The following is a 21,800-nucleotide window of genomic DNA, read 5'->3' on the forward strand; positions in this document are numbered from 1 at the left end:
AGTGTATGGGCAATAGTATTAGTTGTGTAGTGGCGTTCCAAGACGTCTTGTTAATTTATCGGAGAGAAAGCAAATGCGAACTGCTGCCGTAGAAATTGAATATTGTACCTTATGTCGCTGGATGTTGCGTGCGGCTTGGCTGTCTCAAGAGCTGTTGACAACATTTGATGATGATATAAAAAGCGTTACCTTGATACCAACGCAAGGCGGTATTTTTAAAGTTCGTGTGAATGGTCAGGAAATTTGGTGTCGTAAAGAAGAAGATGGCTTTCCTGAGGCTAAAGTATTAAAGCAGCGAATGAGAGATGTGATCGATCCTGAGCGAGATCTTGGGCACTCGGATGTTAAAAAATAATAAAATAGACTCCACAAAAAAATGCCGCTTCATATTGATAGCGGCATTTTATTAAGTCTTTTTCGTTCAATTAGTTCGGAAAAACTTGCTTAAAAGGTTTAACCGTTACGTTTTCGTAAACGCCAGCATCCACATAAGGATCTGCATCAGCCCAAGCTTTTGCTGCCTCAAGACTCGCAAATTCAGCAATTACAACACTGCCGCTAAACCCCGCGTCGCCTGGATTATTAGAATCAATCGCTGGATTTGGGCCAGCTAATACTAAACGGCCCTCATTTTGCAGTGTTTCTAAGCGAGCTAAGTGAGCAGGACGAGCTTGTTGGCGAGCGCCAAGGCTGTTAGCTACATCTTCACCGATAATAGAGTAAAGCATTGTTATTCCTTATTTTGTAAGTGCGATGATAAGTAAATGCCTTGTAATATTATAAATACAATGGTCATTCCTAATAAACCGAACAGTTTAAAATCTACCCATATTTCTTCACTATACGAGAACGCAACGTATAAGTTGGTGACACCAGAGATAATAAAAAATCCAATCCATGCCAAGTTTAAAGTACGCCATACTTTAAAAGGCAAATCTAATTTATCGCCCATCATACGTTGAATGATGTTTTTATCGCCGATGAATTGGCTGCCTAAAAATGCAATGGCAAACAAACCATTTACGATCGTTGGCTTCCATTTGATAAAATCACCGTCACCTAGCAGAACGGTAGCGCCGCCTAGCAACACGACTAATGCTAGAGAAACTAAGTGCATTTTTTCTATGGTTCTGTTCTTGAACCAAGTAAAACCGACCTGAATAATAGTCGCGGGAATTAAAATTGCGGTCGCAAGAATAATATTCCCTGTCATTTTATAAACAACAAAGAAGATAACAATAGGGAGAAAGTCGAACAGTATTTTCATATAAAAACCCAGTGAATGTATACTAAAATGTATGTATGCTGGTCTTATGATAACCACCATTCCTATTAAAGAACAGCCAATCTATGCCTGAAGCAGCAAGTTATCGAAAAGTCGATTTACATACTCACTCTACACGTTCGGATGGTCGTTTTTCGCCAACCGAGCTTGTGGATCTTGCGGTAGAGCAGGGCGTTTCTCTGTTTGCACTAACTGACCATGATACGCTCGATGGTATTGTCGAAGCCAGTCAGCGAGCTGTAGAGCATGGGCTTAGCTTTATTCATGGTGTTGAACTGTCGACGCAATGGGGCGGTGTTCCTTTGCATATGGTGGCGTTGAACTTCTCGTTAGACAACACAGCTTTGCTGTCTATTGTGAATAAAAATCAGGCTATACGTCTTGATCGAGCGCGACGTATAGCCGATCTATTGGTGAAGCAAGGTTTACCTGACTTGTTTGATGAAGCGGTTGCCCTAGCTGGCGAGAGTCAACTTGGTCGACCACATTTTGCGACTTTACTGGTAGAGAAAGGTTTTGTAAAAGACGCCAATAAGGCGTTTGATCGCTATTTAGGTAATAAAAAGCTAGGTCAGCTACGTGATGTTTGGCCAGAACTTGAGGATGTTTTAACAGCTCTTACTGGCCAAAATATGGAATTAGTTTTAGCTCATCCTAAGCGCTACCCTCTAACTGTAACTAAGTTAAAGCGTCTATTAGGCGATTTCAAAAAATGGGGTGGTACAGGAATAGAAGTAGTTTCGGGTAATGAGCGCCCTGACAGTGTTCGTTTGCTTGAACGCTTATCCAGAGAGTTTGACTTAAAAGCGTCGGTAGGAAGTGATTATCATGGACCGTTTGGTCCGTGGATGCAGGTGGGTAAATTTACGCAAATACACGAAAGTGAAGTAGATTTAGTATGGCAGACTTGGAAATAGCACGGCTTATTTTTAAGCTCCCTTGAATTGGTTACGAGTTATTATTTATATATTTTTTAGTGGAGAATAGGTTGAGTCAATTTTTTCAGATACACCCAGAAAACCCGCAAGCGCGTTTGGTAAAACAAGCGGCAGAAGTGATTCGTAACGGCGGTGTTATTGCGTATCCAACAGACTGTGGGTATTCGCTCGGTTGTCATTTGGGTGATAAAGATGCATTGGATCGAATTCGAGCAATTCGTCGTTTGGATGATAAACATAACTTTACCTTGGTGTGTCGAGATTTGTCTGAAATATCAACCTATGCGCGATTTGATAATCGCTTGTATCGTTTGTTGAAAAATAATACACCGGGTCCTTATACTTTTATTTTTAATGCGACATCGGAAGTTCCTAGGCGATTATTGCATCCGAAAAGAAAGACCATTGGTATTCGTGTTCCGAATAACAACATAGTGTCTGCTTTGTTAGAAGAATTGGGCGAACCTATTATGAGTGTTTCTCTTATTTTGCCTGGAGAGACAGATCCAATGACAGATCCATATGATATTCGCGATACTCTAGAACATGCGCTAGATTTAGTCATTGATGGCGGTTTTTGTGGGTTACAACCGACAACGGTCGTTAAAATGGATGCAGATAGTATTGAAGTGGTACGTGTTGGCGCAGGTGATCCTGCTCCCTTTCTGTAAAATCTTTAATATTCAGCTGTCAAGGCCCATGCTGTGTGGCTTATAATGCGAAAAATGGTTAATTAATATTACTAAAACTGGGTTGCTGAGAAGCATTCCCTCTAAGAGGTTCGTAATGGACGAGAAGTTACAAAAAGTATTAGCAAGAGCGGGTCAAGGTTCACGTCGTGAAATGGAAACTCGTATCCGTGAAGGTCGTGTATTAGTTAATGGCGAAGTTGCCACATTAGGTGACCGCGTTAGCGTAAAAGATACGATCACAATAGATGGTTACTCTATTATTGCGACTGAGGCTGGTGAAAACCGCCGTGTTATTATTTATAACAAACCAGAAGGCGAGGTCTGTACTCGTAAAGATCCTGAAGGTCGACCTACTGTGTTTGATAAACTGCCAAAATTGCGCGGAGAGCGTTGGATTGCTGTTGGCCGTTTGGATATCAATACGTCAGGTTTGCTGCTTTTTACCACTGATGGTGAATTAGCAAATCGATTGATGCATCCATCTACTGAGATAGATCGTGAATACCTTGTCCGCGTGATGGGTGAAGTCACTGATGAAAATCTAGCTGCGTTGAAAAAAGGCATAATTTTAGACGATGGTGTTGCCAAGTTTACGGACATCGTTGATGGCGGTGGTGAAGGCATTAACCGTTGGTTCTATGTTTGCTTGATGGAAGGGCGTAACCGTGAAGTTCGTCGTCTTTGGGAATCTCAAGGTGTAAAAGTTAACCGTTTGAAACGTGTTCGCTTCGGCCCTGTCTTCTTGCCTTCAAAAGCAAAAGTTGGACGTTGGGTAGAAATGGAAGAAACCGATGTTAATTCTTTGTGCGCCATGGTTGACCTTAAGTTATCAGAATTGACACCAAAAACCCAACAAGAGAAATTAGAATTAAAACGCCACAAAAACAAAGCAACAGCAGGCGGAGCGCGTCGTGCGCCACCTAAAGGTTTTGATTGGCAGAGCAATGACAAACCTGAGTTTAAACCTAAAAAGCCAGGTAAAAGATCGTTTCGTTAAGATGAAAATTGCTTAGGAGTTGTAGAGGCATGGTTCGCTGGATAATTGCATTGATTGTTGTCTTGTTCGTAGGTTTCTTTATATACGTCACTATAAGTAATAAATTGCCTGAAGGACTTGGTGTCACGGATGGCGGGCTGATGTCTTGTCCTTCGTCCCCGAACTGTGTGTCAACTCAAGCATCTCCGGAAGATTTGGAGCATTATGCAGAGCCTATAGTTTACACAGGTGACCGTATGAAGACTCAGTTGTCTATTGAGTCTTTTATACTAAGCAAAGGGAATGCTCATCTGGTTAGTAGCACACTAGGCTATGTTCACTTTGAAGTGAAAAGTGCTTTGATTGGCTATATTGATGATGTTGAGTTTTACCTACCAGAAGCGGACAGTGTTGTTCATGTCCGTTCAGCTTCTCGTGTTGGCTACTCTGATCTTGGTATTAACCGCGAGAGAGTTAGACAAATTCAAAGTCTTCTAGTAGATTGATTTTAAACGAATTGATTTTAAGTCACTAAAACTAAAAATGATAACAACTGGACGAGGATTGCCCATGAGCATAGATGACAACAGAACCATTTTGATTGTTGAAGACGATGAGCGTTTGGCGTTACTCACTCAAGAGTATTTGCAAAAAAATGGCTTTACTGTTGGGATCGAGCCTGATGGACGCAAAGCTATTTCCCGTATTGTTGAGGAACAGCCATCTTTGGTTATTCTAGATCTTATGTTGCCGGGCGCAGATGGTTTTACAGTGTGTAGAAGTGTTCGCAATGACTACAAAGGACCTATTCTGATGTTAACTGCTCGTAGTGACGATGTTGATCAGATATTAGGTTTAGAAATAGGTGCTGATGATTATGTATCTAAACCAGCTAAACCTAGAGTGTTGTTGGCTCGAGTTCAATCTTTGTTGCGTCGCAGTACACAAGATGTAGATTTGACGCTTGATCTTTCCAAGGAAGAGCAAAACTTGACTTTTGGGCCACTGACTATTGATAACTCTCGCCGTGAAGCTTGGTTACTTGAAGAAGAAATCGAACTAACGAGTGCCGAGTTTGATTTGTTATGGTTGCTGTCTAGTAATGCTGGTCGTATTTTAAGCCGAGAAGAAATTTTTGGTGAATTGCGTGGCATTGAATATGATGGTCAGGATCGCTCGGTTGATGTTAGAATCTCCCGTATACGTTCAAAAATAGGTGATGATCCAATTCATCCTCGCCGTATAAAGACTATTCGCAGTAAAGGCTACCTGTTCGTAAAAGAAGTATAGAATAGAATGCGAGCTGAAATGTGGCGGTTATATCGACACCTTATTTTTGGAGGTGTCGTTATTGTGGCGTGTTGTTACATCGTCATGGAGTTCACTCAAATTCGTTTTGGCGCATCAAGAGCTGAGCAATTGCTTTGTGTTGATGCTGAAATCAGCTCTGTCTTACTTCTTTCAGGTATTCAAAAAGATCTTCCCGATTCCCAATTTAGTTGGACCTCCCAATCCTCTAAACCGTTTTCAATCGCGGCTCTTTCTTCTCTTATTGCAGAAAAAAAATGGCTTAAATTACCTAATAATAGCTATCAGATTGCATTTGGAAAAACTAATCAGCCGGTTCTGATTGGACACGCTAATCAAGATCGTCCGCTTTTTAAAATAGAGTCATTGTTAGCACAGTTTTTGTTAGCAAATGATATTTCCTACTCAGACAAAGTTACCTTATTAAAAAGTATGTCTTGTCTTTCTATGAAGGAAATTTCTTCTAAGGTTTCTAGCCCATTAACTGCTGTAGCTCTAGTGAGCGGCGCTTATAGTGAATATGGCTTTGTCTGGAAAGATAAGGATACAAGTAATACCGTCTATTTGTCCGTTGTTCATGATGATAATGTGTCCTTGACTTTAATTGTGGTTATTGTGGTCGGTGTCGGTATTGCAATTATGCTGATGCTAATTTGGCGTGAACTTATCTCCTTGGACTTTAAGCGCAAAACATTCGAAAGTATTACTCGTCAAATTGCCCGTGGTCGAAGTGGTTTACCGAAAGGTATTCCTGACAGTAGTGGGACGCTAAAAGAGCTAGCGTATTCCTTTGACTCGATGTCTTCTCATATCCAACGATTGCTAAAAGTTCAACGTGAAATGATAAATGCTATTTCTCATGAGTTGCGAACGCCTATTGCCCGTTTACGATTTGGGTTGGAGGTGATGAAGGATGAGGTAGATGATAATGTTGCTAAAACGATTGAAGCGCTTGAGGGCGATGTTGAAGAACTGAATACACTGGTTGATGAGGTGCTAACCTACGGGAAGTTAGAAGCTGGTTCTTTGGCGCTGAATTTCAAAGAGATTTCTATTTCTCAACTGGTTGGCGATATTTTACAGCATAATCATTTATTACTTCAGCATCTCAGTGTCGAGGTAAATATCGATGAAACAGATTTGGTTTTAGCAGATGAGCACCATTTGAGTCGAGCGTTACAGAACCTTATTTTAAATGCCTCAAAATACGCAGCAGGTAAGATTGTTATTACTTTCTCTCATGATGAAGAGCGTTGGCAGTTAGATATTGAAGATGATGGGCCAGGTATTGCGTTTGAAGATAGAGATAAGGTCTTTATTCCTTTTCAGCGATTAGATAACAGTCGTACACGAGCTTCAGGTGGTTATGGACTAGGTTTGGCGATTGTTCAGCGTATTGCTTTTTGGCATGGTGGTGCTGTGTTGATTGATGCCAGTGAGTCTGGTGGCGCTAAATTTAGTTTGATTTGGTCGCGTAATCAGCATCAGAACTCTCTGTCCTGATGCTGTTACCTGTAACGATTACTGCGCTTGCCAATACTTTGTTAAAAATAGACTCGCTTATTCATGGATTTAGCAACATGGGCCCATTTATAACCCATAAACTCGGCTTTGGCTTCCTGCGTAGCCCTAATAACTACATCCATGTAGTTATCCGTTTTTTCGCCTATTTTTGCCTCGTCTAGTCTTCGCTCGTGAAATCGTTTGAAAGTTGGTTTTGAGTGATGTTTTTAAAGTTCAGGCGCTAGAATGCCTTTTAGATTTTTAAAGCAGGTTTTTGATGCGGTAGAAATCAAATCTTCCATGTAGGCGTTTTCACGCTGATCCTTTCTTATTGCCAAATAGAGCTTACACCAAACGCCTTCTTCGCCTAACGACTTGGTAATGACATATTGTCGGTTGGTGTATTCTGTTAATGCCCAATTTGGTAAGCAACAGACACCGCGACCGCTTGCTACCAACTGCATCATCATCAGCGTCAATTCACTATGACGAATTTTAGCTGGTGACACGTCCGCTGGGTTTAGGAAGTGTTTAAAAATATCCAAGCGTTCCGTTTCGACCGGATAGGTAATAAGTGTTTCTTTCGCAAAATCTTCCGGTGTTAGAAATTCTTTTTTTGCCAGAGCATGATGTCTGGATAAGGCGACCTGAGACTCATATTGAAACAATGGGATGTATTCAATATTTGGAATGTCTTGTGGATCGGATGTCACGACCAGATCCAAATCGCCACGAGCAAGAGCTGGTAATGGCATGAAACCAAAGGCTGTAGAAAGGTCGAGCTCGACATCCGGCCAATGTTCGCGGAAATGGTCAATGGTTGGCATCAGCCATTCGTAACAGCTGTGGCATTCAATGGCGATGTGCAGGCGTCCACTTTCCCCTTCAGCGAAGCGTTGAATGTCGCGCTGGGCCGAACGGAATGAAAGTAGCACATCATCTGCTAATTGTAATAAACGCAGTCCAGCGCTGGTAAAACGAACTGGTTTCGTTTTTCGAATGAAAAGTGGGCATCCTAGCTTTTCTTCAAGATCTTTAAGTTGGTGAGATAAAGCTGATTGTGTCAAGTGAACTCGTTCGGCCGCTTCGACTAAGCTGCCGGTTTCTCTGAGTGCGGTCAGTGTTTTTAAATGCCTAACTTCAATAATGCTCATAGTAATTCACGGTTGATGCGTCTTTTTAATGTTTGGGGGCAAAAAAAAGCTCGTAGGGAAGGGGATCCTTACGAGCCTTGATATTGTGTTAGTGGCAGAGCAAAAATTCAAGCAGTGCTTTTTGTGCGTGTAAGCGATTTTCTGCTTCATCCCAAACAACACAGTCTGGATGATCTATTACGTCAGCAGACACTTCTTCGCCTCGGTGAGCTGGCAGACAGTGCATGAATAAGGCATCATGATTAGCCTTAGCCATTAGTTCGGCATTCACTTGGAAGCCATCAAAGTCTTTTAGGCGCTGTTCCTGTTCGTCTTCTTGGCCCATTGAGGCAAATACGTCAGTGACGATTAGATCCGCGCCTTTGGCTGCTTCATGCGCATTGTGAAGCACAGTTACGCGATCAGCGTGTTCTGCAACCAAATCTGCATTGGGTTCATAGCCTACTGGGCAAGCAACGACTAATTGGAAGTCGAGCATAGCTGCTGCATTAATGTAGGAATTACACATGTTGTTGCCATCACCAACCCAGACGACTTTTTTGCCTTCGATAGATCCGCGGTGTTCTTGATATGTTTGCATATCAGCAAGCAGTTGGCATGGGTGATAGTCATCAGTCAAAGCGTTAATAACAGGGACAGATGAGTATTTGGCAAACGTTTCGACGGTTTTATGATCAAAGGTTCTGATCATTACGGCATCTACCATGCTTGAAATAACGCGTGCGCTGTCTTCAACTGGTTCGCCACGTCCCAATTGCGTATCTCGAGAGGAAAGAAACAATGCGTGTCCGCCAAATTGAGCCATACCCGCCTCAAAAGAAACTCGAGTTCGGGTCGATGACTTTTCAAATATCATCGCTAAAACTCGGTTTTTCAGCGGTTGAAATAGAGTGCCTTCGTGATGGATTTTCTTAAGCTCAGAAGCTCGTAGTAGTAACCGTTTTAACTCGTCAGAAGATAGATCCTTCAGAGTAAGAAAATGTCTAGGCGACACGCTAGGACTCCTTGTATGTCTTTGGAAAAAGGGAATCGACCAATTTAATACACTCAGGTAGGCGAGTAAAGGGCAATTAACAAGAGAAAGTAGAAAGGAAAGCATCTTTTTGGGGTTGTAAATACACCACGAGACCCAATAAACTGATGCAAGTTTAATGAATTTAATAGACTTGAATTTAGTAAGGGCATTAATAATTCGTTTGTCCTTACCAAAGACAGTTGCATAGCGAGGTTTTTAGCATGAGTAATACAATCGAAACAATTAAAGAGCAGATTAGCAGTAACGATATTTTGTTGTACATGAAAGGCAACCCTCGCGCTCCACAGTGCGGGTTTTCATCTCAGGCAGTGCAAGCACTAATGTCCTGCGGCGAGCGTTTTGCGTTTGTAAATATCCTAGATAATCCTGATATTCGTGCTGAGCTACCAAAGTTTGCTAACTGGCCAACATTCCCACAGCTTTGGGTTAAAGGCGAGTTAGTGGGTGGTTGCGATATTATCGTTGAAATGGCTGCTAACGGTGAACTACAGACTTTGATCAACGAAGCAGTCGGTTCTTCTTCTGAAGAATAAGTTTCGTGTCGGTTATGATGGTAAGCGACATTGTTGAGTTAAACATTAGCCTTTAAATATTAAGCAATAAAAGGAGACGTTAAAGATGTCTATTTTAGTTGGTAAAAAAGCCCCAGATTTTACAGTTCCAGCCGTATTGGCAGATGGCCAAATTGTTGATTCTTTCAACCTTGCTGAAACAATCAAAGGCAAATACGCAATCGTGTTCTTCTACCCGTTAGATTTCACATTCGTATGTCCTTCAGAAATCATTGCTATGTCTCACCGTATGGATAAATTCCGTGAAATGGGCGTAGAAGTCATTGGTGTTTCTATCGATTCTCATTTTACTCACAACGCTTGGCGTAATACTCCAGTTGAGCAAGGTGGTATCGGTGCTGTTGAATATACATTAGCAGCAGACATGGATCATGCAATCGCAAAAGCATACGGCATTGAGTCAGAAGGTGGTGATTCTTACTACCCAGCTGGTGTTGCTATGCGTGCGTCTTTTGTTATCGACCAAAAAGGTATTGTTCGTTCACAAGTTGTAAACGATGAGCCAATTGGCCGTAACATGGATGAATTGGTTCGTGTTGTTGATGCGCTTCAATTCTTCGAAGAGCATGGCCAAGTTTGTCCAGCTGGTTGGAACAAAGGCGACAAAGGCATGACAACTTCTCCAGAAGGTGTTGCGTCTTACCTTGCTGAAAACTCTAAATCTCTATAAGACTCTTTGTTTTATAGTAAGAGAAGAACAGAACGCCCACTGCTGTAAAGTAGTGGGCGTTTTTTTGACTTGAGTTATTGGCTTTAAGCGATGATTTTAAATGCCGGTTTATAAGTGCTGGCTTTAAATGCCGCTATTGGGGCTATAGCTCGTAAAGCTCAAGCGGTAAGTCGTCTGGATCGGCAAAGAAAGTAAAACGCTTGCCAGTCAGCTCATCCAATCGAATGTCTTCCGTGATCACACCTTGTTGATTTAGATGTTTAATACAGTCTTCTAAATTTTCTACTGCAAAGGCTAAGTGTCTTAAGCCTTGCGCCTCAGGCCGAGAAGGACGTGCTGGTGGTGATGGAAATGAGAAAAGCTCAATTTGTTGTTGGTCATTAATGGCAAGGTCTAATTTATAAGACTGACGTTCTTCTCTATAAGTCTCTTTTAGTATGCGAAAGCCAAGAATCTCACTATAAAATCGTTTTGAGACCAAATAGTCAGAGCAAATGATGGCGACGTGATGAACATGAGAAACGTTGAACATAGTTTTGTGTCTTCTGATGGCTCTTATTATTTAGCTTGTGCTTTTAGCTCATTTGCCACATCAATGACTTGTCTTCTGAACCAAATATGACTGGCATCATGATGTAGTAGCGGGCTCCAAATCATTTTTAGTTCAATTTCTGGAATATCGAATGGTGGATCAAGAATGACTAGATCAGGGTTCTTTTTATTAACCATAGCGACTTTTTTAGGAAGAGTGGCAATAAGATCTTGCTCAAGAGCCAAGTGCATCGCGGTGTGGTAACTTCTAGTAAACACCCGAATGCTGCGTTTATGATCAAGAGCTTGTAGTGCCTCATCAACCCAGCCTAATTTCTGTACGTCGTTTGGATCCATGCCGACACCCACACCAAAGCCTGTTTTACTCACCCAAATGTGCTGGGCTTGTAAGTATGCTTCAATATCAAAATGGTCTTTGACAGGATTTTTTGAGCTCATCATGCAGACAAAGGTATCAAACCAGACACTTTTTTGATGGAAGGACTGAGGTAATTCTTCAAAACGGTTAATGGCCATATCGATTTTGCCGGCCTCAACATCATGAAAGGTGACATCACTTGGCGTCATTATGTCGAGCGTAATGCCGGGTGCAAATTCCCGTAGACGGTTAAGTAGTCGCGGAATAACGGTTGAAGCGGCATAGTCACTCGCCATGATACGAAATACACGCGTACTAATACTTTCGTTAAAGTCTGCTTCTGGCTGCAGAGCTTCTTCTAGTTCTAATAGAACTTTGCGCACGATAGGTTGTAGGCGTAAGGCTTTCTCAGTTGGCTTCATGCCTTCACTAGTGCGGACTAGCAATGGGTCGCTTAACAAGTCTCTTAGACGCTTTAAGCCATTGCTCATCGCTGGCTGTGTGATGTTTAGCTGATTTGCAGAGCGCGTGACGTTGCATTCTCGCAGTAAGACATCGAGATAAATAAGAAGATTAAGATCTATTTTATTAATATTCATACTTTTTATGTGATTCGCATAATTTATATATTGTATGAATTTATTGTATTGACCTTTGCGTAAACTTCAACCGCAAATGCTAAATAATCTAGCAAAGGTCTAAAAATGTATATTTTATGTATTTGATAGGATTGGCGCTGTGCAGCAGAGATCGATAAAGCGCTGAGCGTTTTGGGTTAGCGCGGTGTTCTTTGGTGTGACAATTAATAGGTTTCGGTTTAGTTCTAATGGTGTTTGATAAAGACGTATTAGCCCAGCGTTGAGTTCTTGGGATATAGCCATACGAGACAAACAGCCAAGTCCCATTTGATGAATGACGGCTTGTTTCACCGCTTCCATGTGAGCAAGGGAAAGGACGACATTAAGCTGTGGAATTTGAGCCGCGGTGGCTTGTTCTAATATATTGCGAGTACCAGAGCCGGATTCGCGCATTACCCAGCTGGCCTCTTTTAAGTCTTCCCAAGATAAATTCTCAGGGCGTTCTTCTTCAGCGGAACCAAATACCACTAGTTCGTCTTTTAACCATACTTGGGTCATCAATTCTGCGTGTTGGCAGTAGCCTTCGATAAAACCGACTTCGGCTTTGCCTGTTAGTAATTGTTGAATCACGCTTTGTGTATTGCCAATGTCTAAGTTAAAACGAATGTTAGGGTGTTGACGTTTAAACAAAGACATCTGTTTAGGCAGTAGATAATTACCAACACTCACACTGGCAGCCAAATGCAACGAGCCGCTTAGCTCATCTTCGTTGCCCATGCTCTCGATTTGTTCTATTTGACTGAGAACTGCACGAGCTTGTGGGAGGAGGTGCCTTGCTTGTGGTGTTATTTGCAAACGTTTGCCGTGGCGGCGGAAAAGAGGCCGCCCTAAAAGAGCTTCTAGCTCTCTTAGTGCTTGGCTTGCAGCAGGTTGGCTGATGGAAACCATTTCTGCAGCAGCAGTAACGGATCCTGTGTGAACAACCGCTTCAAATATTTGTAATTGTCTAAGTGTGATTCTCATTTGGCTATTGTAGCCTTGTTTCTGTTTTGATGAGTAGTGCTATTCGCTTCCCTGTTGATAAATGATCCAAGAGACAAATAAAAGTCCATAAGCAATTGTATATTCTGAAGTTATGGTATGAAATGTGCTTCAGTTTTAACTGAGAAACTCAGTGCTGAATTTACTGAATTGAATGTGGTCTGTGTTATCCGCTTTCACAAGAAGCGATTTTTACAAACCTTTGTTATTAACCAAAAGTTAATACGACTCTTGTTAAGGACGTTTTATGAAAACCACTCATCGTTGGCTCTCTATTATTGAGGGTTGTCTGCTTGTTGCCTTAGGCTTGCATATTTTAAATTCCGCTGGGTTGCTTATTAGCGGCACTGCAGGCGCTGGAATGATTCTGTTGCGGGTTACTGATTTATCTTTTGGGCAGTTGTTTTTCTTGCTTAATATTCCTTTTTACATATTAGCTTGGTACACACTAGGGCGAGACTTTACCTTACGTACCTTTGCCAGTGTTAGTCTGTTGTCTTTGCTTTCTGAACTGATGAAACAATATGTTGTTCTATCGATGCATCCTCTTTTATCGGGTGCTCTAGGTGGCTTATTAGTTGGTTTTGGGCTAATTATCTTGTTCCGCCATAATGCTTCTTTAGGCGGGCTAAATATCTTATCTGTGTATTTAGAGCGGCGATTTGGTGTTCATGCGAGTAAAACAACGTTAGTTGCGGATATTGCGGTATTGATGGCGGCTGTGGTGTTTCTTGATTGGAGCCATTTAGCCTACTCGTTACTTGCGTTCTTATTATTAAGTTCAGTAGTTGGCCGTTATCATCGTCCACCAAAGTGGGCGCAAATAGTGATGGTAGATGCTAAAGTTTAAGGTATAAAGTCGATCTTTACTTTTATTTGACTCTTTTTTTAACAAGTCGTTTTATCAGCGTGTGTTAATGTGGACTTTCCTTGATCCACATTAGTGCATGCCTCGTATCTAATTTGTATATTTCCTATCATTCAGCGCTTTAATGAGTCTTCATTTGAGACCCTTGTACAATCTAGTTTTATTTTGTGCTTAGGATTATCTGCTAATTTTTATTCTAGGCTTTTTATAGATAACTTAGATGGATATTTTATAAGAAACAGAGGTAGTATTTAGGGGTATTACTTAATAATTGTTCAATCGTGGCGTTTTAATTACTTTATTTAAGTGATTGTTAAATCATAGAAAAGGCATAGCTAGGTATGAAGCAGTCCCCAACGGTGTTAATTGTCGATGATGTTCCAGAGAATTTACGCGTTTTAAAGGAAGTAATGGATGCATTGGATTGCCAAATTTCTGTAGCAAACTCCGGCGAACGAGCTCTGGAACTGCTAGATCGAACCCAGCCGTGTTTAATTTTGTTAGATGTCATGATGGGGGGAATTGACGGGTTCGAGACCTGTCGTCGAATTCGATGCCATCCGCATCATAAAGATGTGCCTATTATTTTTGTTACCGCGTTGGCTGATGATATAAGTCGAGGTTTTGAGGCTGGCGGCAATGATTACATCAGTAAGCCTATTCGAATTGAAGAAGTCCGTTCCAGAGTTCAACACCAGCTGGAAAAATTCCAATTGGTGAATGAGTTAAGAGAGCTTACCTCGTCACTAGAAGAGAAGGTTCGTGAGCGCACTGCCGTTCTGAATTTGGTAAATCGAAACCTTCGAAAAGAAGTGAACGAAAGACGCTATATGCAAGATCGACTGAACTATCTTGCACAGCATGATTTTGTCACTCAACTCTATAACCGTGATGCGCTAGACGAATACATTTCTAATCTTATTTCCGGAATTCAAGCCAAAACAGCCGAGCATATACCTTATTTTATTTTAATTGACGTGAATGAATTTCGTCTGATAAATGATTCATGCGGTTGTATTGCCGGTGATGAATTGTTGTATCAACTGGCCATTATGATGAGTGAACTTGCCGATCCTCAACGAGATTTTTGTGCTCGCTTAAGCGGTGATAAATTTGCCATTGTTATCAGTCAAGGCGGAGATGAGGCGGTCGAATCTTTTTTCCGCTTACTACAACAAGGTTTCAAGAACTTTGCATTTGTATGGGATGAGCGTCAGTTTCGAATGACTGTGACGCAAGTTGCTATTCCAATTACGCTTGATATGGTGTCTTTTGAACAAGTTGTTATGTTGGCTGACGAAATTTGTTATTCAAGTAAAAAGTCGGGCATTCATTCTCGAATTATCAAGAATGCCAAAGACCTTGCTTATGATGAGCATAGGGGGAATTTAAACTGGGGGCTGCGTATTATTGACGGCCTCGATAAAGATTTATTCGAAGTGCATTTTCAACAAGTGTGTTCATTGATTAACGATGAACCGAAAAAGAAAATAGAAATATTAGTTCGACTGAAAGACGAAGAAACGGGTGGTTTAATTTACCCCAATGATTTTATCCGAGCAGCTGAGCGTTTTGGTATCGTCTCCAAAATAGATCGCTGGGTGATTAGTAATACCATGCAGCAATTGGCAGAGCGTGCTGGTTTGTGGGACGAAATTGATCAGGTGGCGTTGAATGTGTCAGCGCTGTCGGTGCGACAGGCCAATTTTGCCGAATTTATTATTGAGCAGTTAAAGTGCTATCAATTAGATGGCAGTAAATTCTGCTTTGAAATCACAGAAACAGAAGCGCTTAATAACTTTGCTGATACACGTAGGTTTATGTCTTTACTTCACGAACATGGCTGTACCATTGCTTTAGATGATTTTGGTACGGGCTTCTCGTCCTTTGCGTATTTGATGGATTTGCCATTTGATTTAATTAAGATTGATGGCATGTTTATTAAAGACATGCACGTAAACGAAATTCACTACGGTATGGTCGACTCGATTGTGAAGTTGGCTAAGATGCTTAATAAACCTGTTGTGGCAGAGTTTGTCGAAAACCAAGCTATCGTGGATAAGTTAAAGCTTTTAGGTGTTGAGTGGGGGCAGGGATATTTTTTCCATAAGCCGGAAAAGCTTTAGCACAAGTTGTACTCGCGCGACTTGGTATCGGGCTTTTAAAGCCAATAAAGTTACTTCTGGTGTTTTTTAGGGATTTATCATGGATATAGAGTTTCCCATTTTACTCAAAGTGTTTGCTAGTTTATTTTGCCTAACCGCTTTTGTACTGGTTGCTTTGCAACTCGCTTTTCTTTTTCGTTTTAAGCTATTACAGCGCCGCTATTCGAGAGCGATTCTCGCTACTAACGCAGGCGTTTGGGAATGGTTTCCTGAAACGGGTCGTTTATATGCTTCTTCTGAATTCTTTATGCAACTTGGTTTTGAAGAACAAAAAACACCAAAGCGCCTAGAAGATTGGTTGGCGTTTTTATCATCAGAAGATCAAATAACTTTCAATACATGGAAAACTGCGTTACTCGAACAAGAAACACATCTCGCGCCTAAATCGATACGTTTACAGATTCAGAATCATCTTAATGAATGTTTTTGGATAGAGATGCGCGGTAGCGTTACTCGTAGAGATAGCCACCATCGTGTTTTGAGTGTAGCTGGGATTTTTGAAGAAATAGGCCATCTAGTTGAAACTGAAACCGCTTTGATCGTTGCGCGTGAAGAAGCGCGTCGCCGAGAACTTACCTTATCCTCCTTGTTAAATAACATTCCTGATATTGTCTGGTCAAAAGATGAGCAAGGAAATTACCTCGACTGTAACCAAGCTTTTTTAGACTTTAATCAACTCACTGCGCTAGAGATAAAAGGAAAAAGTGATTTAGATTTAAATTTGGATGGCAAAGGTGATTATTATCAAAGCAGAGGAGATTTAACCTTACAAACGGGCATTACTTCTCATGAGCAAAGTTGGGGCTACCCAAAAGATGGGGGCGAGCCGTGTTTATTTGAAATCCATCGAGTTCCAGTAATTGAACCTTCGATCAATTTTCGTGGCACTTTAGGAATTGCCCGAGATATTACTGAGCGTCATCTCCTGTTTAACCAGCTTAAGTTATTTAAAAGCTTTGCAGATAACTCTGCGCAAGGCTTTGCCATGGCTACTTTGGATGGCGATATTACGTATTTTAATAAAAAAATACGTTCACTTCTTGGTGTGGGTGAAGAGGCCAGTGATGCGTCTTTAGCCGAATATAATTATCTTGAATTTTATCCTGAAGTTAGCCAAAAGTTTCTGAAAGAAACAGTGATTCCTTATGTGAGAGAGCACGGTGTTTGGGAGGGTGAGTTGCAGGCCAAGAGCTTAGATGGTCATATCTTCGCAACCTACGAAACCTATTTTTTATTGCGTGATGAAAATGGCAAGGCAACCTCTGTTGGTGACATCATGAATGATATTACCGAGCAAAAACATGTGTCCATGGAGTTGGAGCAAGCAAAAGAAGCTGCAGAGCAAGCCAGCCAGGCAAAAAGCCATTTCTTAGCTAATATGAGTCATGAAATTCGTACGCCATTAAATGCGATTATTGGCTACGCACAGCTGATTAGTGAAGACAACCAATTAACTGGCGTTTCTAGAACGCGTTTTTTATCCATTGCGAGTGCTGGGCATCGTTTATTGGGATTGATTAACGACATTTTAGACATAGCCCGAATAGAGTCTGGACGGCTTGTGCTACACGAGCAAAAAGTTAATCTCTGTCGCGAAGTTAGTCAGATTAGTAAGCTCTTTCAAGGTCAAGCTCAGGAAAAAGGTCTAGAGCTTATTGTCGAGTGTGATATAGACGAGCGGCAGTTTGTCTGGATAGATCCCGTTAAATTCCAGCAAATAATTACCAACTTACTGGGTAATGCTGTGAAATTCACAGCTCAAGGTTACGTGAAAGCGGCCGTTCAGATTGTAGAGGATCGTATTCATATCAGCATCGAAGATACAGGTCCAGGAATAGAAGCCGAATTAATGGATCACCTGTTCACGCCGTTTATACAGGGGAAAGCGGGTGAGGCATCTGGCGGCACAGGGTTAGGTTTGTCTCTATCGACGACGTTGGTCAAACTGATGAACGGGACTTTGTCTGTTAAAAGTAGCGAGGGTGTCGGTACACAAATTGTAGTTGATTTACCATTGTCTAAAGTTGAAGACAGCGAAGCGACTGACTGTGATGAGCAAGACACACTGCTTAATATGAGACTTAATAACCCCATCAGAGTTTTGGTGGCGGAAGATGATGAATGGTCGCGAGATATTCTAGTGTCTTTGTTAGAAAAGGCTGGTTGTCAGATCATTGAAGCAGAAGACGGCGAGCAAGCTATAAAAGCCTTCAAAGCGAATCCGCCAGACTTGGTGATGACCGATATTCGAATGCCCAACAAAACCGGTATAGACTTATTAAAATTCATTCAACAAGAAGATCAGGAACAATTGATTCCTGTAATAGCGGTAACAGCATCGACATTGGTGCATGAACAGCAAGCTCTATTGGATGATGGTTTTTGGCAGGTCATCGCTAAGCCTTATCAAATAGAAGATATTTACAAAGCCTTAGTGGCACATCTTGATGTGAAATTTGTTCCTATCATTGAAACCACTGCGACACAAAAGGCTACTGATGAGCAATCTGAAGAAAGCGCTCACACAGTCGAGTTACCAGAGCTATTACCTGATTTAACACCAGAAGATTGGCAGCCATTGTTATTGGCTGCACAAAGTGGCGATGTGCAAACCACCGAAGAGGTATTTCAGGTATTACGTCAATCATTGCCTAAGCATCAGCAAAAAGCCCTTCAAGCGGCGATCAACCAATTTGATTTGGGATTGGTAGAAACATTGATTGATAAGTATCAGACAGAGAACGAATAACCCACATCGTTTCTTCACAGGCATGCGTTTTGTTCAAGCCATGCTTAAGGCTTTAGGTTTGACAGGAATCTGCTGCCTAGTTAAGGTCAAACAAGACAAATCATAGGGAAAACGCCTACAATAGACGGCTTATGATTTCCTTTTGAACTTAATGAACCGCAACAGGTAGCTCAATGACCCGTTTAGCCTCTAGTGACTTTCCTTTTACCGCAGTGGCGGGGCAAGAGCCGTTGAAGTTAGCGTTGATTTTGTGTGCGATTAATCCCCAAATTGGCGGTGTTTTGATAAGCGGTCCGCGTGGATCGGCAAAGTCTACCTTGGCTCGCGGTTTGTCTGGGGTGATGCCTGCTTTACAAGGTGAAGAGCCTGTTCCTTTTGCCACTTTACCTCTTGGCACCAGTGAAGATCGTTTGCTTGGCGCTCTCGATTTAGAGCAAGTTCTGCAAGACAAACACGTCGCGTTTAAGCCAGGTTTATTGAGCAAAGCTCACGGCGGTGTGTTGTATGTCGATGAAGTGAACTTACTTGCCGACCATTTAGTTGATCAACTTTTAGATGTTTCAGCCAGCGGTGTGAATCGTGTTGAGCGTGATGGTATTAGCCATGAACACGCGGCACGTTTCTTATTGGTTGGTACTATGAACCCAGACGAAGGTGAATTGCGTCCGCAGTTAAAAGACCGTTTTGGGTTAATGGTCGAATTAGTGAATCAATATAGCCTTGAAGAGCGAGTACAGATTGTCCGTCTGCGAGACGAATACGATCAAGATTCACAGGCCTTTTGTGATGCCTTTAAATACAAACAGCGTAATTTAAAAAACAGCATTCGTTTAGCAAGACAAGCCTTGGCACAAGTGCGCTGTTCTGATGAATTACGTTTAGAAGTGGCGACTCGCTGTCAGTTAGCAAATATTGATGGTGTGCGTGGCGACATTGTTTGGATTCGAGCTGCGATGACTCATGCTGCTTGGCGTGGCGCAAAAACCGTTGCTTTGGACGATATTCAAGCGGTGGAAGATTTGGTATTGGCACATAGACGTCAAGCTAAAACTCAGAACCAGTCACAGCCTCCAAGCCCACCACCGTCTCGTCGTCCTGATCATTCACGTTCGCCTTCACTAAATAAAGGTGATCAGCCACAAGATCAAGAAAGCTCTAAAGACAATCAGACAAATGAGCAAAATGGTTCAGGTGAGTGGGGAAGTATGGAGTCACAAGCACTTGCTAGTAGCGCGCCGATTCGTGTCGCCATTCATGACGAGTTGAACGAAAGAAATTCAACTCGCACTCGTATTGATGAGGTGACGCCGGGAAAGCGCAAAGGCAAGCAATTGGGCGGTTATCGTCCTGATGTTGCGTCATCTGTTGATCTTCAATCAGCGGATGGCATTGATTGGTTTCGCAGCATCGTTAGTCACCCACAAGAATGGCCGCCGAAAAACCTGACGCATAAGCCAGCCAAAACGGGTCAATCTGTTTTGCACTTGGTGTTGTTAGATACGTCGGCATCAACCTTGAGCCAAGGCGTTTTTGCTCAAGCCAAGGGGGTAATTTTAGACATTGCCAACCGTGCGTATTTAGCCCGAGAACAGATTGCGATTTTAGGTTTTGGGCAGGACGGTGTGTCGTCGATTTTGCCAAAAGTCCGTGCGCCAAAAGAAATCTCAGACTTACTTGATGATTTAGGTGCTGGTGGCGGTACGCCGTTTCGCGTTGCCATAGAAAACGCCAGTCAGTATTTGGCGCAACAACATAAGACAACCACTGGCTTGCACAGCCAAACTTACATATTGACCGATGGTCGCACCCAAGCTGATGTGTCCGATCTTGTTTTACAGGGCAACACTGTACTGATCGATACTGAAAACGCGCCGGTTAAGCGTGGCCGAGGTCAGGATATTGCCCAGCATTTGGGTGCACAATACGTTTTATTGAGCTCTCTTTTAGAGAACTTTTAGACACTTTTAGAGACTGCTTTATGACCACTTCCGTTGTTCATTGTCCTGCGTTATTTTTGACGGCGCCTGCGTCGAATCAGGGTAAAACCACCATTACTGCCGCCTTAGCACGTTATTTTACCAATCAAGGTAAAGCGGTTCGTGTCTTTAAAACGGGTCCAGATTACCTTGATCCACAAATTCTAGCGCAAGCATCCAAGCAGCCAGTTGAACAGCTGGATATCTGGATGGCAGGCGAAGATTATTGCCAAGATAAACTCTACCAAGCTGCTCAAGTGGCGGATTTGATCTTGGTAGAAGGCGCTATGGGCATGTTTGATGGTGAACCCTCCAGTGCTGATTTGGCAGCCCGATTTGGTATCCCCATGGCGATTGTTATGGATGTCAAAGGCATGGCACAAACCGCCGCCGCAGTAGCGACTGGCTTGGCGAACTTCCGTGATGATGTACAAGTGACAGGTTTAATTGCCAACCGATGTGGCAGCGAACGCCATGCGGAATTGATCCGCGATGCGCTACCAGCAAGTTTGCCTTTGCTTGCAACCTTAAAGCGTGATGAAGAGATTACCTTGCCAGAACGTCACTTGGGCTTGGTGCAAGCGGACGAAGTGAAAGATGAACTAGAAATTCGTTTCGAAGCCGCTGTTGAATGGCTCAAAGAAACCCAAGATACAGGCTTACTTGAATTACCTACAGCCGTGCCTTTTTACCCTACAAACCACGTAGACGCTGAACAAACCATTGAGCAAAGCTTACTGGGTAAAACTATTGCGGTTGCCAAAGACTCGGCGTTCAGCTTTATCTACGATGCTAATCTGATTGCGCTAAAAAACTTAGGCGCTAACGTGGTGTTTTTCTCACCATTGCATGATCAAGTTTTACCTGATGCCGATGCGCTTTGGTTACCGGGCGGTTATCCTGAATTACACACCAAAGCATTGTCAGAAAACACAACAATGCGCCAAGCGATCAAAGACTTTTTCCAAACCGGCAAAGGTATTTTGGCAGAATGCGGTGGCATGCTGTATAGCTTGGATGATTTAACCGATTTGGATAATCAGTGTTATCCAATGTTGGGAATTTTAGAAGGCCAAGGTGCAATGCGCGGCAAACGTGGCTGCCAAGGTATGCAAACGGCGGTGATTCCGCAAGGTGAAATTCGTGGTCATGCTCACCATCGATCTCGCAGTGCTAACACGCCTGAACCTGTCGGCTATGGTCGTCGTCAGCGACATCCTGCACCGGGCGAAGCGATTTATCAGCAGAAAGGTTTGACCGCCAGTTATTTGCATCTGTTTTTCCCTTCGAATCTAGACGTTACCGCGAAGATTTTTTTAGGCCAAGGCAGTTCGTCCTTCGATAAGGGGCGCTCTTCTTTGGACAAGGGACAATAGCGC

Annotated in this window: 21 protein-coding genes; 14 read left to right on the forward strand and 7 right to left on the reverse strand. The window is 42.4% G+C overall.

The genetic code is table 11. The features are described 5' to 3' along the window. Positions 1–73 precede the first annotated feature (73 nt). The gene (locus TY87_RS10920) at positions 74–355 is read left to right on the forward strand and encodes an Rdx family protein (RefSeq protein WP_072841292.1); all 282 of its coding nucleotides are present in this window, start codon (positions 74–76) and stop codon (positions 353–355) included. 70 nt (positions 356–425) lie between these two features. Here the strand turns inward: TY87_RS10920 and TY87_RS10925 are convergent, their stop codons facing one another. Next, entirely contained in the window at positions 426–728 is a 303-nt protein-coding gene (locus tag TY87_RS10925; RefSeq protein ID WP_100187103.1) for a YciI family protein, read from the reverse strand. Between the two features lie 2 nt (positions 729–730). Beyond that, complete coding sequence (locus tag TY87_RS10930) at positions 731–1,267, reverse strand: septation protein A (RefSeq protein ID WP_100187104.1); 537 nt, start codon at positions 1,265–1,267, stop codon at positions 731–733. An 83-nt stretch (positions 1,268–1,350) separates the two neighbouring features. On the opposite strand from TY87_RS10930, the gene TY87_RS10935 reads away from it, so the two are divergent. The 6 genes from TY87_RS10935 (at position 1,351) to TY87_RS10960 (ending at position 6,702) form a co-directional block, all read left to right on the forward strand. Beyond that, the gene (locus TY87_RS10935; protein ID WP_072841295.1) at positions 1,351–2,202 is read left to right on the forward strand and encodes a PHP domain-containing protein; all 852 of its coding nucleotides are present in this window, start codon (positions 1,351–1,353) and stop codon (positions 2,200–2,202) included. 71 nt (positions 2,203–2,273) lie between these two features. Beyond that, a complete protein-coding gene (locus TY87_RS10940; protein ID WP_072841296.1) occupies positions 2,274–2,894 on the forward strand; it encodes an L-threonylcarbamoyladenylate synthase in 621 nt (206 codons plus the stop codon). Between the two features lie 115 nt (positions 2,895–3,009). Then, the gene (rluB, locus tag TY87_RS10945; RefSeq protein WP_072841297.1) at positions 3,010–3,912 is read left to right on the forward strand and encodes a 23S rRNA pseudouridine(2605) synthase RluB; all 903 of its coding nucleotides are present in this window, start codon (positions 3,010–3,012) and stop codon (positions 3,910–3,912) included. A 29-nt stretch (positions 3,913–3,941) separates the two neighbouring features. Next, on the forward strand, positions 3,942–4,397 hold the full coding sequence (locus tag TY87_RS10950) for a DUF1499 domain-containing protein (RefSeq protein ID WP_100187105.1): 456 nt from the start codon (positions 3,942–3,944) through the stop codon (positions 4,395–4,397). Between the two features lie 64 nt (positions 4,398–4,461). Beyond that, positions 4,462–5,181, forward strand: coding sequence for a response regulator (locus TY87_RS10955; protein WP_012071062.1), 720 nt, complete (start codon positions 4,462–4,464; stop codon positions 5,179–5,181). 6 nt (positions 5,182–5,187) lie between these two features. Continuing rightward, a complete protein-coding gene (locus tag TY87_RS10960) occupies positions 5,188–6,702 on the forward strand; it encodes an ATP-binding protein (protein ID WP_072841298.1) in 1,515 nt (504 codons plus the stop codon). 227 nt (positions 6,703–6,929) lie between these two features. Here the strand turns inward: TY87_RS10960 and TY87_RS10965 are convergent, their stop codons facing one another. Continuing rightward, positions 6,930–7,856, reverse strand: a complete 927-nt coding sequence (locus TY87_RS10965; protein ID WP_249422120.1) for a LysR family transcriptional regulator — start codon at positions 7,854–7,856, stop codon at positions 6,930–6,932. An 88-nt stretch (positions 7,857–7,944) separates the two neighbouring features. Further along, positions 7,945–8,850 carry an ornithine carbamoyltransferase gene (gene argF / locus TY87_RS10970; protein ID WP_100187106.1) on the reverse strand — a complete coding sequence of 302 codons (906 nt, stop codon included), beginning with the start codon at positions 8,848–8,850 and terminating at the stop codon, positions 7,945–7,947. 242 nt (positions 8,851–9,092) lie between these two features. On the opposite strand from argF, the gene grxD reads away from it, so the two are divergent. Next, positions 9,093–9,425 (forward strand): Grx4 family monothiol glutaredoxin, encoded by a 333-nt coding sequence (gene grxD, locus TY87_RS10975; protein ID WP_072841300.1) that lies wholly within the window; start codon positions 9,093–9,095, stop codon positions 9,423–9,425. 85 nt (positions 9,426–9,510) lie between these two features. Continuing rightward, complete coding sequence (locus TY87_RS10980; protein WP_072841301.1) at positions 9,511–10,134, forward strand: peroxiredoxin; 624 nt, start codon at positions 9,511–9,513, stop codon at positions 10,132–10,134. A 142-nt stretch (positions 10,135–10,276) separates the two neighbouring features. Here TY87_RS10980 and gloA2 read toward each other — a convergent pair whose 3' ends face one another. The 3 genes from gloA2 to TY87_RS10995 all read right to left on the reverse strand — a co-directional run bounded on the left by gloA2 (position 10,277) and on the right by TY87_RS10995 (position 12,645). Beyond that, positions 10,277–10,666 (reverse strand): SMU1112c/YaeR family gloxylase I-like metalloprotein, encoded by a 390-nt coding sequence (gene gloA2 / locus TY87_RS10985; protein WP_100187107.1) that lies wholly within the window; start codon positions 10,664–10,666, stop codon positions 10,277–10,279. A gap of 26 nt (positions 10,667–10,692) precedes the next feature. After that, positions 10,693–11,643, reverse strand: coding sequence for a LysR family transcriptional regulator (locus TY87_RS10990; RefSeq protein ID WP_012071055.1), 951 nt, complete (start codon positions 11,641–11,643; stop codon positions 10,693–10,695). Positions 11,644–11,757: 114 nt separating this feature from the next. After that, a complete protein-coding gene (locus TY87_RS10995) occupies positions 11,758–12,645 on the reverse strand; it encodes a LysR substrate-binding domain-containing protein (RefSeq protein ID WP_100187108.1) in 888 nt (295 codons plus the stop codon). 265 nt (positions 12,646–12,910) lie between these two features. Here TY87_RS10995 and TY87_RS11000 point away from each other — a divergent pair, with 265 nt between their 5' ends. The 5 genes from TY87_RS11000 to TY87_RS11020 all read left to right on the forward strand — a co-directional run bounded on the left by TY87_RS11000 (position 12,911) and on the right by TY87_RS11020 (position 21,797). Beyond that, complete coding sequence (locus TY87_RS11000) at positions 12,911–13,513, forward strand: DUF6198 family protein (protein ID WP_100187109.1); 603 nt, start codon at positions 12,911–12,913, stop codon at positions 13,511–13,513. 359 nt (positions 13,514–13,872) lie between these two features. Next, on the forward strand, positions 13,873–15,657 hold the full coding sequence (locus tag TY87_RS11005; RefSeq protein WP_100187110.1) for a two-component system response regulator: 1,785 nt from the start codon (positions 13,873–13,875) through the stop codon (positions 15,655–15,657). A 79-nt stretch (positions 15,658–15,736) separates the two neighbouring features. Further along, positions 15,737–18,445 (forward strand): hybrid sensor histidine kinase/response regulator, encoded by a 2,709-nt coding sequence (locus TY87_RS11010; protein ID WP_100187111.1) that lies wholly within the window; start codon positions 15,737–15,739, stop codon positions 18,443–18,445. Positions 18,446–18,618: 173 nt separating this feature from the next. Next, a complete protein-coding gene (locus TY87_RS11015) occupies positions 18,619–20,403 on the forward strand; it encodes an ATP-binding protein (RefSeq protein ID WP_100187112.1) in 1,785 nt (594 codons plus the stop codon). A gap of 20 nt (positions 20,404–20,423) precedes the next feature. After that, positions 20,424–21,797 carry a cobyrinic acid a,c-diamide synthase CobB gene (locus tag TY87_RS11020; protein WP_100187113.1) on the forward strand — a complete coding sequence of 458 codons (1,374 nt, stop codon included), beginning with the start codon at positions 20,424–20,426 and terminating at the stop codon, positions 21,795–21,797. Positions 21,798–21,800 lie beyond the last annotated feature (3 nt).

This window comes from Marinomonas sp. BSi20584, assembly GCF_002792415.1.
GTDB classification, from domain to species: Bacteria; Pseudomonadota; Gammaproteobacteria; order Pseudomonadales; family Marinomonadaceae; genus Marinomonas; species Marinomonas polaris.